This window comes from Cupriavidus agavae, assembly GCF_004217045.1.
Lineage (GTDB): Bacteria > Pseudomonadota > Gammaproteobacteria > Burkholderiales > Burkholderiaceae > Cupriavidus > Cupriavidus agavae.
Map to the genome: position 1 here is coordinate 1,624,903 of NZ_SGXM01000001.1, position 15,352 is coordinate 1,640,254.

The window sequence follows — 15,352 nt, forward strand, 5'->3', positions numbered from 1 at the left end:
ATCGAAACCGCGCAGGAATTGGGGACGGCCTACATTGTACGGCCATTGGCGACGGCCAAGGGCGGCACGGCCGCCTGCGGCGCCGCTGCCCCGCCAAACCCGGCCGCAAACACGCCGCTGCCCTCGAAGCCGGGATAGAACTGGCTGCGCATCCGCGCCAGATACGCCTGCAGCCTGGCATGCGACTCCGCTGCCGCGCGGATCGGCGTCTCGAAGACCGGTGACTGGAGGCTGGCGCCAAATGCGAACAATGTGGCGTCCGCGCCGCATGGCCGGTCGCCCATCAGATAGGGCTTGTCGCCGAGCACGTCCGCCACGGCCTTGATCCCGTGCACCGCGATGGCCGTCATGTCGGCTTCGCTATGGCGCCCCAGCCCCTGCGCCCACAGCATCTGGCGCACCTTGCGCCGCACCAGCGCCTTGACCAGCCCGCGCGCCGGCTTCGGCACGATGTTGAAGAACTGGGCGGGGCCGCGCTCGAAGTTGTCGCCTTCCAGCCAGCGCACCCGCGCCACGGCCCAGTACAGATTGTCTTCGAGCAGTTTCTCCACCGCCCACGCCGTGCCACGCTCCGCCGGCGTCAGGCCCTCGTCGAAATCGATGTGGTACGTCTTTTCCAGATGCCAGCGGATCAGCGTGGAATCCGCCACGAGCCGGCCCATGTCGTCGAGGTAGGGCAGCTTGCCCTTGGGCGCGCGGCGCACGTCGCCCCGCTTCGCCTGGTATGGCAGGCCGGCGAGCTTGAGCAGCATCTCGGCCTTCATGACGAACGGGCTGGCATCGGGCAGCCCGAACGCCGGGCCGAAGGTGTAGAGCGTGATCATGGCGTTTTTCCGATCTTTCCGAGGGTTGTCCGCTTACTTCCAGTCGCCGCGCAGGGCGAGCACCATCTGCTGCAGGCTTTCCGGCGTGGCCGCTTCGGGCGGCACCGGTTCGCCGACCACCAGTTCGAGCCGGCTCAGGATGCCCCGCCGGAACGGCCGCGTCATCGCGGGCGCGCCCTTGCGCGAGAAGAAGCTGCCCCACAGCCCGCGCAGCGCCATCGGCACCACGGGCACCGGCGTGCGCTGGATGATCTGGTGCACGCCGCTCTTGAACGGATTGAGGTCGCCGGTGGCCGTGATCTTGCCCTCGGGGAAGATGCAGACCAGTTCGCCCTCGGCCAGCGCCGCCGCCACGGCGTCATAGGCCCGCGCCAGCATTTCCGGATGCTCGCGCGCCGGGGCAATCGGAATCGCCTTGGCCTGGCGGAAGAACCATGACAGGCCCGGCACCTTGAAGATATTGTGATCCATCACGAAGCGCACCGGCCGCGGGCTCGCCGCCATCAGCACCACCGCATCGGCAAAGCTCACGTGGTTGCAGACCAGCACGGCCGCGCCCTCCTCCGGGATGCGTTCGGCGTTGATGCGGCGCAGCCGGTAGATCGTATGCACGAGCAGCCAGGCGATGAAGCGCAGCAGGAACTCGGGCACCAGCGTATAGATATAGATGGCCACCACGGCGTTGAGCAGCCCGACCACCAGGAACAACTGCGGGATCGAGTAACCCGCCTGCGTCATGAACACGCCCAGCAGCGAGGCGGCAATCATGAAGAAGCTGTTCAGGATATTGTTGGCCGCGATGATCCGGGCGCGGTGCGTGGGCGCCGAGCGGCTCTGGATCAGCGCGTAGAGCGGCACGCTGTAGAAGCCGCCAAACATCGCCAGGAAGAACAGGTCGGCCAGCACGCGCCAATGCCCCGGCTCGGCCAGGAAGCCGCCCACCCCGCTCAGCGCGGCGCCGGCGGCCTGCCCCTGCGAGGCGAAATAGAGATCCACCGCGAACACGGTCATCCCGATCGAGCCGAACGGCACGAGGCCGATCTCCACATGGCGCCCCGACAGCCGCTCGCACAGCAGCGACCCGATGCCGATCCCGACCGAGAACACCGCCAGCAGCAGCGTGACCACGTTCTGGTCGCCGCCGAGCACGTCCTTGGCGTAGCTGAAGAACGAGGTCAGGAACGTGGCGCCAAGGAACCAGAGCCACGAAATGCCAAGCAGGCTCAGGAACACCACGCGGCGCTCGCGCGCCAGCTTCAGGTTGCGCCAGGTTTCGGTGAACGGGTTCCAGTTGATGCGCAGGTCGGGCTGCGGCGCCGGCGACAGCGGCACCCCCTGCGACACCACGCGCCCCGCCACGGCGATCAGCACGCAGGCGACCCCCACGTAGAACGGCCCCACCACGGTACCGTCGCCGCGCGTCAGGCCCGCCATTTCGCCGCCCAGCAGCGTGCCGAGCAGGATGGCCACGAACGTGCCCATTTCCACGAGCCCGTTGCCGCCCACCAGTTCGGTCTGGTCCAGATGCTGCGGCAGGTAGGAGAATTTGACCGGTCCGAAAACCGTGGAATGGAGCCCCATCAGGAACGTGCCCAGGTACAGCAGCGGCGCGCTGTGCAGGTAGAAGCCAGCCAGCCCGAACAGCATGATGACGATTTCCAGCGTCTTGACCAGCCGGATCAGCTTCGCTTTCTCGATCTTGTCGGCAATCTGGCCGCTGGTGGCGGAAAACAGCACGAACGGCGCGATGAAGATGGCCGAGATCAGGAAGGCCGCGCTATGGGGGTCGACACCCTCGAACAGCGCCGCGTGGTAGGTCACCAGCGAGGTGAAGGCGACCTTGAAGACGTTGTCGTTCATGGCCCCCAGGAACTGGGTCCAGAAGAACGGGGCAAAACGGCGCAGGCCCAGCAGGCGAAACTGGCTTTCTTGGCTCATGGATGCAAACGGAAATTGGCCCCGGTGACCCACGGGGGGATCAGTTCGCCGCCATCATGCCAGCAGCCGGCGGTGCCGGCTATGGGACGATTCTCAATCGGAACCAATTAGTAGAAATACGAGGCGGCCCGTTGACAGGGCCGCCTGGAGGGGGTGCCGGAGCCGAAGCCGGCTCAGCCGGCGCGGTTCTGCGGCTCGGCGCCGCGCTCGCCGGTCTCCTCGGGCCAGTCACGGATATACGCCTTGAGCATGCGGTTCTCGAAGCTTTGCTCCTCCACCACGGCCTTGGCCACGTCGTAGAACGAGATCACGCCCATCAGCGTGCGCTTCTCCAGTACCGGCAGGTAGCGGGTGTGGCGCTCCAGCATCATGCGGCGCACCTCGTTGACGTCGGTTTCGGGGGTGCAGGTCAGCGGCGCATCGTCCATGACCTTGCGGATGCTGTGGGTACCAAGCGTGCCCTGGTTGGCCGCCATGGTCTCGATGATCTCGCGGAAGGTCAGCATGCCGACCAGGTCGCCGTACTCCATGACCACCAGCGAGCCGATGTCGTGGCCGGCCATCGTCTGGATGGCCTCCAGCAGCGGGGTATCCGGCGTGACGGTGAAGAGCGTGTTGCCCTTGATCTGCAGGATGTCGCTGACTTTCATGATGGTGTCTCCGCTGCCTCGGTGATGCGCCCGTGGGACCGGGCTATATATATAGGACCTGGGCTGACGCCCGATGGCCGATCCTAGCCCAATTCCGCGCCGCAAGTAAAGCGAGGGCGGCCCCGGGAGCGGCGCCGGCGGCGCCGGACGCCGAGTTACCCCCGATGGCGCGGGCGCCGCATGGTGCTAGGATGCCGGGCAGAGACAATCCATCGATCGAGAGAAGCCCAATGTCCGGTACCCGATTCGACACGCTGGCGCTGCACGCCGGCGCCGCGCCCGACCCCGCCACCGGGGCCCGCGCCACCCCGATCCACCTGACCACGTCGTTCGTGTTCCGCGACAGCGAGCACGCCGCGTCGCTGTTCAACATGGAGCGCGCCGGCCACGTCTATTCGCGCATCAGCAACCCCACGGTGGCCGTGTTCGAGGAACGCATCGCCGCGCTGGAGAATGGCGCGGGCGCCATCGGCACCGCCTCGGGCCAGGCCGCGCTGCACCTGGCGGTGGCCACGCTGATGGGCGCCGGCGCGCATATCGTGGCGTCCACGGCGCTGTACGGCGGCTCGCACAACCTGCTGCACTACACGCTGCGCCGCTTCGGCATCGAGACCACCTTCGTCAACCCGCGCGACATCGATGCCTGGCGTGCCGCCATCCGCCCCGAAACGCGGCTGCTGTTTGGCGAGACGCTCGGCAACCCGGGGCTTGACGTGCTCGACATCGCCACGGTGGCGCAGATCGGGCAGGACCACGGCATTCCGCTGCTGGTCGATTCCACGTTCACCACGCCCTATCTGCTGCGCCCGTTCGACCATGGCGCGGGGCTGCTCTACCACTCGGCCACCAAGTTCCTGGGCGGCCACGGCACCACCATCGGCGGCGTGCTCAGCGAAGGCGGTACGTTCGATTTCGAGGCATCGGGCAAGTTTCCGGAGTTGTCGGAGCCCTACGAGGGCTTCCACAACATGGTGTTCACCGAGGAAAGCACGGTGGCGCCGTTCCTGCTGCGCGCCCGGCGCGAGGGGCTGCGCGATTTCGGCGCCTGCCTCAATCCGATGGCGGCCTGGCAACTGCTGCAGGGCATCGAGACGCTGCCGCTGCGCATGAGCCGCCATGTCGACAACACGCGCCGCGTGGTGAACTTCCTGGCCGGCCATCCGATGGTGGAATCGGTGGCCTATCCCGAACTGGAATCGCATCCCGACTACGAACTGGCGAAACGGCTACTCCCGAAAGGGGCCGGCGCGGTGTTCAGCTTCAACCTCAGGGCGGACCGCCAGGCAGGCCAGCGCTTCATCGAGAGCCTGGCGCTGTTCTCGCACCTGGCCAACGTGGGCGATGCGCGCTCGCTGGTGATCCATCCGGCCTCGACCACGCATTTCCGCATGGACGCCGCCGCGCTCAGGGCCGCCGGAATTGGCGAAGGTACGATCCGGCTGTCGGTGGGCCTGGAAGATCCGGACGACCTGATCGACGATCTCAAGCGCGGCCTCAAGGCTGCCGAGAAGGCCATGGAAAAGGGAGGCAAGGCGAAATGAGACTGGAACTCTCCGGCCAGCCGGCTTATGCCTACACCGGCGGCAAGCCGTTCGATCCCGCCCTGCCCTGCGCGGTCTTCGTCCACGGCGCGCAGAACGACCACAGCGTCTGGGCGCTCCAGACGCGCTGGTTCGCCAACCACGGGTTCTCGGTGCTGGCGGTCGACCTGCCCGGCCACCATCGCAGCGGCGGTGCCCCGCTGGATACCGTCGAGGCCATGGCCGACTGGGTCATGGCGCTGGTGGCGGCGGCTGGCGTGACGGCGCCGGTGCTGGTGTTCGGCCACAGCATGGGCTCGCTGATCGCGCTCGAATGCGCGGCGCGGCATCCGGCGGCGGTGCGCGGCATCGGGCTGCTGGCCACGGCGTACCCGATGAAGGTGTCCGACGCGCTGCTCGACGCCGCGCTGCACCGCGAGCCCGACGCCATTGCGATGGTCAACCAGTGGTCGATTTCCAGCCTGGCCAGCAAGCCGTCGTCGCCCGGCCCCGGCGCGTGGATGCACGGCGGCAGCCAGCGGCTGATGGAGCGCATTGCCGCCCGCAACCCCGGCGCGCACGTGTTCCACACCGATTTCTCGGCCTGCAATGGCTACGCGCACGGCGAGCAAGCGGCGGCGGCCGTGGCGTGTCCGGCGTTGTTCGTGGTCGGCAGCAAGGACATGATGACGTCGCCCAAGGCGGCCCAGGCACTGGCCGGGCGCATGCGCGACGCCCGCGTGGTCACCGTGCCCAGCGGGCACGCGATGATGGGCGAGAAGCCGGACGAGGTGCTCGACGCGCTGGCGGCATTCGCACGCAAGGTGCTTGGCGCCGGATAGCCGGCCGCGCACTACACTGCAGTGAAACCATAAAAATCAGGAGACTGCCATGGCCCACGCCCCCACGAAGGAATTTGCAAGCTTTGCCGAGTTCTACCCGTTCTACCTGAACGAGCATCGCGACCGCACCTGCCGGCGCCTGCATTTCGTCGGCTCGACCATCGCGCTGTGCTGCCTGGCGGCACTGGTGGTCACGGGCAACGCCTGGTGGCTGCTGGCGGGGCTGGTCTCCGGCTACGCCTTTGCCTGGGTGGGCCATTTCGGCTTCGAGAAAAACCGCCCGGCCACGTTCCGGCACCCGTTCTACAGCTTCGCCGGCGACTGGGTCATGTACGCCGATATCTGGCGCGGCCGGATTCCGTTCTGAGCCGGTCCGCCCCCGGCCGCTGGCCTTCAGACCTGTCCGTGCCAGCCCGGCGGCACCACTTCCACCACCCTGCCCTTGCCGGCCGCGGCCTCGTTGGCGGCGGCATCGGCCGTCTGCTGGCGGAACACGGCCTCCAGCGGCTGGTCGAGCTGGGGGTTGTCGAGGATGCCACGCAGGATCTCCACGCCCTGCATCTGCTGGGCCAGCGCCGTGCGCGGCAGGCGCGCCAGATTCAGCACCAGCCGGTCATGCAGCATCCGCAGCGTGACCTGGGCCGGATCGCACAGCAGCGCCCAGTGCGCCTGGCCCCGGTCCTGCTGGAGCTTGCCCACCAGGTGCAGCGTCTTGAGCTTGCCGAGCAGGCCGGCCAGATAGTCGGCCTCCACGCGCAGCTTGCGGCCCAGGTCCAGCTCGCCGACGCTGCGCGGCACGTCGTCGCGGGCGCGATACAGCACATAGAGGATACCCAGCGCGTCGAAGAACTCGCTGCCGGCAAAGGTGCGGCGGCGCCAGTGGCCCTCGCGGATCACCGGCAGGTTGGCGGCGATCGTGGCGCCCAGCAGCGTCACCAGCCAGCTCACGTACATCCAGAGCAGGAACAGCGGCAGCACCGCGAACGTGCCGTAGACGGCGGTATAGGTCGGGATATGGGTGATGAAATAGCCGAACACGCGCTTGGCGATTTCGAACGCCACGGCGGCCACCACCCCGGCCGTCAGCGCGTCGCGCCAGTCCACGTAGGCGTAGGGCACGGCCATGTAGAGGAACGCGAAGGCCACGGCGGACAGCAGCACCGGCACCACGCTCACCAGCAGCGTCACGCCGAACGGCAGGTTGCCGACATAGCCCATCGAGATCGACAACAGGTAGGAACTGACCGACAGGCTTGCCCCGATCAGCACCGGCCCCAGCGTCAGCACGGCCCAGAACACCAGCACCCGCTGGGCCAGCGGCCGGCGCCGCTTGACGCGCCAGATCGCGTTGAGGGCGTCTTCGACGGTCAGCATCGTCAGCACCGACGTCACCATCAGCCCGCCCAGGCCCAGCGCGGTCAGGCCGCGCGCGCTCTTGGCGAACTGGCCGATGTAGCGCGATACCGAATCGCTGACGTTGCCGCCCGGAATCAGGTTCTGGAACAGGAACATCTCGATCTGCCCCCGGAAGTCGCGGAACACCGGGAACGCCGCCAGCAGCGCAAAGGCCACCGTGAGTACCGGCACGACCGCCAGGAACGTGGTGAAGGTCAGGCTGGCCGAGACTTGCGGCAGGCGGTCTTCCCCCGCGCGGCGCAGCGCATAGCGCGCCAGCGCGCGCACCTTCTGCAGGTTCCACTCCCTGCGCAGACGGGCGATTCGGGCAGCGGCACGGGCGGCGGCAGACATGCGGGGAAGGACTCCTGGATTGGGACGATTCTGAATCTGACAGGCCGGGAGCCACGGCTACGGCACCCGGCGCGGGGGCACAACTATAATACGCGGATTGTTTCGCGGCGCCCTGCGTCACCTTTCGTTGCAGATTCCGTTGCAGATTCCGTTGCAGATTCCGCCGCGGGCCCCGTCTACCCCTGTCCTTCCACCCCGGAGCCACCCTCCCGCCGCCGGACCCCGATGACCGACATCCTCGTCCTCTACTACAGCCGCCACGGCAACACCCGCAAGCTGGCCGAACTGATTGCCGCCGGCATCGACCGCGTGCCCGGCGCCCAGGCCCGGCTGCGCACCGTGCCACCTGTGTCCACCGTCTGCGAGGCCACCGCGCCGGATATCCCGCCCGAGGGCGCCCCGTACGCCGAATTGCGCGATCTCGAAGAGTGCGCGGGACTGGCGCTCGGCAGCCCCACCCGCTTCGGCAACATGGCGGCGCCGATGAAGTACTTCCTCGACGGCACCGTGGCCCAATGGCTGTCCGGCGCGCTGTCGGGCAAGCCGGCCTGCGTGTTCACGTCGACCGGCAGCCTGCACGGCGGGCAGGAAACCACGCTGCTGTCGATGATGCTGCCGCTGCTGCACCACGGCATGCTGATCGTCGGGCTGCCCTATTCCGAGCCGGGGCTGATGACCACGGCCGCCGGCGGCACGCCGTACGGGCCGAGCCACCACGCCCATGTGGACAACCACGGCCCGGTCACCGACCACGAGGCCTCTCTGGCCATCGCCATGGGCCGCCGCCTGGCCGAATCCGCGCTGAAGCTCGCCGCATGACGCCCTCGCCGACCGCCCCATCCGCCACCGCCACCGACCGCGCCCTGCACCACGCCGGGCTCTGGCGCCTGAGCCTGTGCAGCCTGGTCGCGCTGATCGCGCTGTGTATCGCCTGGGAGTGGTTCCTTGCCCCGCTGCGGCCCGGCGGGTCATGGCTGATCCTGAAGTTCCTGCCGTTGCTGCCGGTGCTGCGCGGCGTCTGGCGGCGCAACCGCTACACGATGCAGTGGTCGTCGATGCTGATCCTGCTGTACTTCACCGAAGGCATCGTGCGCGCCACGAGCGACCGGCCGCCCTCGGCGTGGCTGGGCTGGGTCGAGGTGGCGCTGACGCTGCTGTTCTTCGTGGGCACGGTCTTCTATCTGCGCCCCTACAAGCGCCGCGCCCGCGCCGCCGCCCAGGCCGCCGCCCCTTCCGCCAACCCGCCTACTTCCCGCTGACCGTCATGACCGCTGCGCATACCGATTCCTTCCTCGACCTCTGCCGCGCGGCCCTCGGTCCGCAGAACGTGCTGACCGACCCGGCGGACAAGGCCCCGTATCTGACCGACTGGCGCCGCCGCTACACCGGCGATGCCCTGGCGGTGCTCCGCCCCGGCTCCACCGAGGAAGTGGCCGCCGTGATGCGCGCCTGCCATGCCCACCGGCTGGCCGTGGTGCCGCAGGGCGGCAACACCGGCCTGTGCGGCGGCGCCACGCCCGTGGGCGCCGATGCCGGGCGCAACACGGTGGTGCTGTCGCTGCAGCGCATGAACCGTGTCCGGCAGGTGGACCCGCTCAACAACACGATCACGGTCGAGGCCGGCGTGATCCTGCAGCAGTTGCAGGACGTGGCACAGCAGCACGGCCGGCTGTTCCCGCTCTCGCTGGCGGCCGAAGGCAGTTGCACGATCGGCGGCAACCTGTCGACGAATGCCGGCGGCACCGCCGTGCTGCGTTACGGCAATACCCGGGAGCTGTGCCTGGGGCTGGAAGTGGTCAACGCCCGGGGCGAGGTCTGGGAGGGGCTGCGCGGACTGCGCAAGGACAATACCGGCTACGACCTGCGCGACCTGTTCATTGGCGCCGAAGGCACGCTCGGCATCATCACGGCGGCGGTCATGAAGCTGTTCCCGGCTCCGCGCGCCCGCGTCACGGCGCTGGCGGCCGTGCAGAGCCCGCGCGCCGCGCTGGCGCTGCTCGCCATCGCCCAGTCGCACGCCAGCGCCATGCTGACGGGCTTCGAGCTGATGTCGGCGATGTGCCTGGAACTGGTGACGAAGCACTTCCCGCAACTGCGCTACCCGTTCGACGCGCCCCACCCGCAACTGGTGCTGCTGGAACTGTCCGACAGCGAGAGCGAGGCGCATGCGCGGGGCATCTTCGAGAAGATGATGGAGGCCGCCTTCGAAGCCGGCGTGGTCAGCGACGCCGTGGTGGCGGAGTCCGTCCAGCAGTCGCGCGATTTCTGGAACCTGCGCGAGCACATTCCGCTGGCGCAGGTCGAGGAAGGCAAGAACATCAAGCACGACATCGCCGTGCCAATCTCGCGCGTGGCCGATTTCATCGAAACCACCGACAGCCTGCTGCAGGACGCCTACCCCGGTGCCCGCATGGTCACCTTCGGCCACCTTGGCGACGGGAACCTGCACTACAACGTATCGCCGCCGGCCGGGGTCGATCACGAGCATTTCCTGCAGCACCAGGACGCCATCAACCTGATCGTCCACAACAGCGTGCATGCCCACCACGGCTCGATCTCGGCCGAACACGGGCTCGGACAGCTCAAGGTCGAGGAAAACCAGCGCTACAAGAGCATGGTGGAAATGACCATGATGCGGGCCATCAAGCACGCGCTGGACCCGCAGGGGCTGATGAATCCGGGGAAGGTGGTCTGAGCGGCTGCTAATGCAGGACCGGCGCCTCTCCCCCTTCGCCCTCGCCGAACAACTCCCCGCACAGCGCCTCGCCCTCCTCGGTCAGCCGGGCCGTGCCGCGGCCGTCCTCTTCCATGGCGGTGACCACGAGGTCGGCTTCGGCGAGTTGGGTCAGCATGCGCCGCAGCACGCTCATCTGGGCGCCGGAGCGCTTGCTGAGGCGGGCCAGCGAGAGGTCTTTCGCGTGGTCTGCCGGCCCCACGGCGCTGCGGGCGTGGTCCCAGAGGGTCTGGAGCACTGCCGCCAGCACCGGGTCGAGGCCCTCGCCGGCTTCGTCTTGCTGGTCTGTGTTGTCCGTCATGTTGTCTCCCGTTCCTGCAACGTCGCCACGAGCTTGCCCAGCGTGACCACGGCCGCCTCGACCTCGGCGGACCAAGCGCCGCTGTAGTTCAGGCGGATGCAGTTGGTATAGGTCGGCACCGGCGAGAAGATATGGCCGGGCGCCACGGTGATGCGCCGCTCCAGCGCGGCGTGGTACAGCGACATCGCGTCCACCTCTTCGGGCAGTTCCACCCACAGGACATAGCCGCCGGCGGGGCGCGAGACCCGCGTGCCGGCCGGGAAGAACCGCCGCACCGCCGCCGCCATGATGTTGGCCTGCTGTGCGTACGCCTTCCGCACCCGACGCAGGTGGAAATCGTAACCGTCTTTTTTTAAGAATTCTGCGATGGCTAGCTGGGGGATGGTCGAGGTGGTCAGCGTATTCAGGAACTTGAGCCGCTCCACCTTCTCCTTGTAGCGTCCCGGCAACGCCCAGCCGATGCGGTACGCATTGGTCAGCGTCTTCGAGAACGACGAGCAGTGCAGCACGATGCCAGCCGTGTCATAGGATTTCAGCGAAGTCGGATGCACGTCGCCGTAGTACAGCTCGCCGTAGACATCGTTCTCGATGACGGGAATGTCACGGTCGGTCAGCAGCGCCACCAGCGCCTGCTTGCGCTCGTCAGACATCTGGAAGCCCAGCGGATTCTGGAAGTTCGGCATCACCATGCAGGCGGCCACCGGGCGTTCATCGAGTAATTTCGCCAGGGCCTCGACGTCGATGCCGGCCACCGGGTCGGTGGCCACTTCCACGGCCCGCATGCCGAGCCGCTCGATGGCGTGCAGCATCGCGTAGTACGTGGGCGACTCCACGGCGATGGTGTCGCCGGGCCGCGCCACGGCCTGCAGACACAGGTTGATGGCCTCGGTGGCGCCGATCGTGACGATGACCTCGTTGGGGTCGACGGTGTAGCCGTTTTCGAGATAGCGGCGCGTGATCTGGCGGATCAACTGCGGCGAGCCCGGCGGCAGGTCGTCGAGCACGCTCCAGGTGTCGTAGCGCTTGCCGATCGCATTGGCGTACTGGATGATCCGCTGCCACGGGTAGAGCTTGGGGTCGGGATACGGCGAGCCGAGCGGAATGGCATCGTCGGCGCGGATCGAGCGCAGCGTCGACAGCACGAGCGCGCTGACATCCACGGCCGAGGGGCGCGCGGCGGGCCGGCTGGGCTGCAGGTCGATGGCCGGCTCACCGGGCCGGGCGCGCACGAAGTAGCCCGACTGGGGCCGGCTTTCCAGGATGCCGCGCGATTCCAGCAGCAGGTAGGCCCGGATCACGGTGGTGATGCTGAGCCGGTGGTGCTGGGCCGCCTGCCGTACGGACGGGATCTTCTCGCCGGGCAGCAGTACGCCCTGCTGCACCAGCGCTTCGATATCGGCGGCAAGCTTTTCGTACAGGGTGGCCAACGGGGGCGCCTTTCAGGGTTGTCCGGCCGTGCCGGCACCCGGAGGCGGTCAGCCTGCGGTCACTGGCGCGTCGGTAGCGGTCACGGAATCAGCCGAAGTGTATTCGACGTAGCCGTCCTGGCGGCAGAAACTGAGCAGGCGCAGCCCCGCCTGGCCGGCGATGCGGATGGCCAGCGAGGTTGGCGCGGAGATCGTGGCCAGCATCTGGATCCGCATCCGCGCGGCCTTGCGGACGAGTTCGTAGCTGGCCCGGCTCGACAGAAAGACGAAACCGTCGCCGAAATTCTCGCGGGCACGGGCCAGGTGGCCGATCAGCTTGTCGAGCGCGTTGTGGCGCCCCACGTCCTCGAACACGGCGCGCAGTTCGCCGTCCGGGCCGCACCAGGCCGCGGCATGGACGCCGCCGGTGGCCGCCATCAGCGGCTGGCGGGCACGCAGCGCGTCGGCGGCGCGGCGCATCATGGCCGGGGTGGGCGAAATCCGGTGCGCGGGGGCGCCCATCGGCTCGGGAACGAGGTCGAGCAACGCCAGGCTCTCGATACCGCAGACGCCGCAGCCGGTCCGCCCGGCCAGCGAGCGCCGCCGGGCCTTCATCGCCATGAAGGCGCGCTGGGAGATCTCCAGCCGGACCTCGATGCCGTCGCAGCCGGGCTCGACCTCGACCTCGTAGATCTCGCCAACGCCGTCGACAATGCCTTCGGTCAGCGAGAACCCCACCGCGAACGCTTCGAGATCGAGCGGCGTGGCCATCATCACGGCATGCGAGATGCCGTTGTAGACCAGCGCCACGGGCACCTCGTCGGCCACCATGTCGATTTCCAGCGCGACGGCGTCGCCCTGGTGGCGCCGGATATCGCGCGCCACGTAGCCTCGTTCTGCCATGCCTGCTCCCGCTGTCCGGCGTGTCAACCCAATGTCGCCCGCTCAGCCCGCGCGTTGCAGCAGCACGGGGATCGACTTCGACGTGGGCGTGCCCGACCGGTCGCCGATGCTTTCCAGCGGCACCAGCGGGTTGGTCTCCGGGTAGTAGGCGCCGAGGCAGCCCGCCGGAATGTCGTAGTCGACGAGCAGGAAGTCTTGCACGTGGCGCGTGATGCCGTCTTCCCAGACGCTCGTGACATTTACGCGTTCGCCCTCTGCAAACCCCAGGCGCTCGCGGTCGGCACGGTTGATGAAGATCACCCGGCGCAGGCCGAACACGCCACGATAGCGGTCGTCGAGCGCGTAGATCGTGGTGTTGTACTGGTCGTGCGAACGGGTGGTCATCATGACCATCAGGTCGTCGCCGTACTGCTGGCGGGCACGCTGGATCGGCGTGTCGCGGTCGATCGCGTGCACCAGGAACTGCGCCTTGCCCGACGCCGTGCGCCAGACGCGGTTGCGCGAGGCCGGGGTCAGATGGAAGCCACCCGGCTGCGCCACGCGCTCGTTGAAGCGCTCGAAGCCCGGAATCACCTTCTCGATGGCGTCGCGGATGCGCGAGTAATCCTGCGCGTACCAGCGCCAGTCCACCTTCGCGGTGCCAAGCGTGGCTTCAGCCATGCGCGCCACGATCATCGTCTCGGACAGCAGGTGCGGCGAGGCCGGCTTGTTCATGCCGTACGACATGTGCACCATGCAGACCGAATCCTCGACGGTCACGCCCTGCGCCACGCCGTCCTGCTCGTCGATCTCGGTGCGGCCCATGGTCGGCAGCAGCAGCGCGTCGCGGCCGATGACCAGGTGGCTGCGGTTGAGCTTGGTGGCGATGTTCACGGTCAGGTCGCACTGGCGCAGCGCCTCCCAGGTGCGCGGCGTGTCGGGCGTGGCGATCGAGAAATTGCCGCCCAGCCCCACGAACACCTTGACCTTGCCTTCCAGCATCGCGGCGATGGCCGCCACCACGTCCTGGCCGTGCTCGCGCGGCGGCTCGAAGTCGAATACCTGCCCCAGGCGGTCCAGGAACGCGGCATCGGGTTGCTCCTCGATGCCCATGGTGCGGTCGCCCTGCACGTTCGAATGGCCGCGCACCGGCATCAGGCCGGCGCCCGGGCGGCCGATATTGCCGCGCAGCATCATCACGTTCGACAGCAGCTGGATGGTGCGCACCGACTGCTTGTGCTGCGTCAGGCCCATGCCCCAGCACATGATCGTGCGCTCGCTCCTGACGTAGACGTCGGCCAGCGCGTCGATGTCGGCACGCGGCACGCCGGATTCGGCCACGATGTCGGCCCAGCTTTCGGCGCGCAGGTCGGCGGCGAAGGCCTCGTAGTCAGCGGTGTGCTCGCGGATGAAATCGATATCCACCACGCGCTTGCCGCCCGTGGCCACGGCCTCGTCGTCGAGTTCGATCACGCGCTTGCCCAGGCCCTTGAGCAGCGCGAAGTCGCCTGCCAGCGTGGGACGCACGAACATCGAGGCGATCTGCGTGCCGCCGCCGCCCAGCATCTCGGTCACGTGCTGCGGGCTGACAAAGCGCTCCAGGCCGCGCTCCTTGAGCGGATTGACCGAGACGATGGTCGCGCCGCGCTTCGAGGCGTCGCGCAGCTCGTTGAGCATGCGCGGATGGTTGGTGGCCGGGTTCTGGCCCCAGACCATGATCGTGTCCGCCAGCTGGAAATCGTCGAGCAGCACCGTGGCCTTGCCCACGCCCACCGTCACCGGCAAGCCCCGGCTGGTGGCCTCATGGCACATGTTCGAGCAGTCTGGGAAATTGTTCGTGCCGTACATCCGGACGAACAACTGGAACAGGAATGCCGCCTCGTTGCTGGCCCGGCCGGACGTGTAGAACGTGGCCGCATCGGGGTTGTCCAGCCGCTGCAGGTGCGCGGCGACCAGGCGGAACGCCTCGTCCCACTCCACCGGCACGTATTTGTCGGTGGCGGCGTCGTAACGCACCGGATGCGTCAGGCGGCCATGCTGCTCCAGCTCGTAGTCCGACTGCTGCATCAGCTCCGCCACCGTGTAACGGGCGAAGAACTCGTTGGTCACGCGCTTGCTGGTGGCCTCGGCGGCCACGGCCTTGACCCCGTTCTCGCAGAATTCGAAGGTCGACGCATGCTGGCGATCGGGCCAGGCGCAACCGGGGCAGTCAAAGCCATCGGGTTGGTTCTGCTTGAACAGCGTCTTGTACTTGCCGCCGGCAACCTTTTCCTTGACCAGGTTGATGGCGACCTGCTTGAGCGCGCCCCAGCCAGCGGCCGGGTGCGTATACGGGGCAACGTGTCCCTTTTCGGGTGTCGGGGTACTCATCGGGGGCGACTTCCAGCTAAAGAGCCCGAGTGCCCGGCCCGGTTTTCCGTGTCTATCCGGACGCTCGCAGCGATAGCTGGAAGCCTAAGCGCGCCATGTGACGCGGGGGACGTACAGAGGGACGACGACCAGAAGA

Annotated in this window: 14 protein-coding genes; 6 read left to right on the top strand and 8 right to left on the bottom strand. The window is 68.0% G+C overall.

Features of this window, described 5'->3' with window-relative positions; genetic code table 11:
• Positions 1–29: 29 nt before the first annotated feature.
• From EV147_RS07330 to EV147_RS07340, 3 genes are all read right to left on the bottom strand, one after another.
• Positions 30–824 (bottom strand): glutathione S-transferase family protein, encoded by a 795-nt coding sequence (locus EV147_RS07330; RefSeq protein WP_130390435.1) that lies wholly within the window; start codon positions 822–824, stop codon positions 30–32.
• 33 nt (positions 825–857) lie between these two features.
• Positions 858–2,762 (bottom strand): MFS transporter, encoded by a 1,905-nt coding sequence (locus EV147_RS07335; RefSeq protein WP_130390436.1) that lies wholly within the window; start codon positions 2,760–2,762, stop codon positions 858–860.
• A gap of 173 nt (positions 2,763–2,935) precedes the next feature.
• The gene (locus EV147_RS07340) at positions 2,936–3,412 is read right to left on the bottom strand and encodes a CBS domain-containing protein (protein ID WP_130390437.1); all 477 of its coding nucleotides are present in this window, start codon (positions 3,410–3,412) and stop codon (positions 2,936–2,938) included.
• 230 nt (positions 3,413–3,642) lie between these two features.
• On the opposite strand from EV147_RS07340, the gene EV147_RS07345 reads away from it, so the two are divergent.
• The 3 genes from EV147_RS07345 to EV147_RS07355 are packed head-to-tail and all read left to right on the top strand — an operon-like array spanning position 3,643 to position 6,141.
• On the top strand, positions 3,643–4,953 hold the full coding sequence (locus EV147_RS07345) for an O-acetylhomoserine aminocarboxypropyltransferase (RefSeq protein ID WP_130390438.1): 1,311 nt from the start codon (positions 3,643–3,645) through the stop codon (positions 4,951–4,953).
• Complete coding sequence (locus tag EV147_RS07350; protein ID WP_130390439.1) at positions 4,950–5,774, top strand: alpha/beta fold hydrolase; 825 nt, start codon at positions 4,950–4,952, stop codon at positions 5,772–5,774. Before EV147_RS07345 ends, EV147_RS07350 begins: the two co-directional genes overlap by 4 nt.
• A gap of 49 nt (positions 5,775–5,823) precedes the next feature.
• A complete protein-coding gene (locus EV147_RS07355) occupies positions 5,824–6,141 on the top strand; it encodes an Mpo1-like protein (RefSeq protein ID WP_130390440.1) in 318 nt (105 codons plus the stop codon).
• Between the two features lie 26 nt (positions 6,142–6,167).
• Here EV147_RS07355 and EV147_RS07360 read toward each other — a convergent pair whose 3' ends face one another.
• Positions 6,168–7,523: a YihY family inner membrane protein gene (locus tag EV147_RS07360; protein WP_130390441.1), complete on the bottom strand. Its 1,356-nt coding sequence runs from the start codon at positions 7,521–7,523 to the stop codon at positions 6,168–6,170.
• Between the two features lie 225 nt (positions 7,524–7,748).
• On the opposite strand from EV147_RS07360, the gene wrbA reads away from it, so the two are divergent.
• From wrbA to EV147_RS07375, 3 genes are read left to right on the top strand one after another with little or no spacing between them, the layout of a single operon-like run.
• Positions 7,749–8,342 (top strand): NAD(P)H:quinone oxidoreductase, encoded by a 594-nt coding sequence (gene wrbA / locus EV147_RS07365; RefSeq protein ID WP_130390442.1) that lies wholly within the window; start codon positions 7,749–7,751, stop codon positions 8,340–8,342.
• Positions 8,339–8,782 (top strand): DUF2069 domain-containing protein, encoded by a 444-nt coding sequence (locus EV147_RS07370; protein ID WP_130390443.1) that lies wholly within the window; start codon positions 8,339–8,341, stop codon positions 8,780–8,782. Before wrbA ends, EV147_RS07370 begins: the two co-directional genes overlap by 4 nt.
• Before the next feature lie 5 nt (positions 8,783–8,787).
• Positions 8,788–10,218, top strand: coding sequence for an FAD-binding oxidoreductase (locus EV147_RS07375; RefSeq protein ID WP_130390444.1), 1,431 nt, complete (start codon positions 8,788–8,790; stop codon positions 10,216–10,218).
• A gap of 7 nt (positions 10,219–10,225) precedes the next feature.
• Here the strand turns inward: EV147_RS07375 and EV147_RS07380 are convergent, their stop codons facing one another.
• From EV147_RS07380 to EV147_RS07395, 4 genes are read right to left on the bottom strand one after another with little or no spacing between them, the layout of a single operon-like run.
• Positions 10,226–10,558 (bottom strand): helix-turn-helix domain-containing protein, encoded by a 333-nt coding sequence (locus EV147_RS07380; protein ID WP_130390445.1) that lies wholly within the window; start codon positions 10,556–10,558, stop codon positions 10,226–10,228.
• The gene (locus tag EV147_RS07385; RefSeq protein ID WP_130390446.1) at positions 10,555–11,985 is read right to left on the bottom strand and encodes an aminotransferase-like domain-containing protein; all 1,431 of its coding nucleotides are present in this window, start codon (positions 11,983–11,985) and stop codon (positions 10,555–10,557) included. Before EV147_RS07385 ends, EV147_RS07380 begins: the two co-directional genes overlap by 4 nt.
• 48 nt (positions 11,986–12,033) lie before the next feature.
• Entirely contained in the window at positions 12,034–12,867 is an 834-nt protein-coding gene (gene fdhD, locus EV147_RS07390; protein WP_130390447.1) for a formate dehydrogenase accessory sulfurtransferase FdhD, read from the bottom strand.
• A 42-nt stretch (positions 12,868–12,909) separates the two neighbouring features.
• The gene (locus EV147_RS07395) at positions 12,910–15,216 is read right to left on the bottom strand and encodes an FdhF/YdeP family oxidoreductase (protein WP_130390448.1); all 2,307 of its coding nucleotides are present in this window, start codon (positions 15,214–15,216) and stop codon (positions 12,910–12,912) included.
• Positions 15,217–15,352 lie beyond the last annotated feature (136 nt).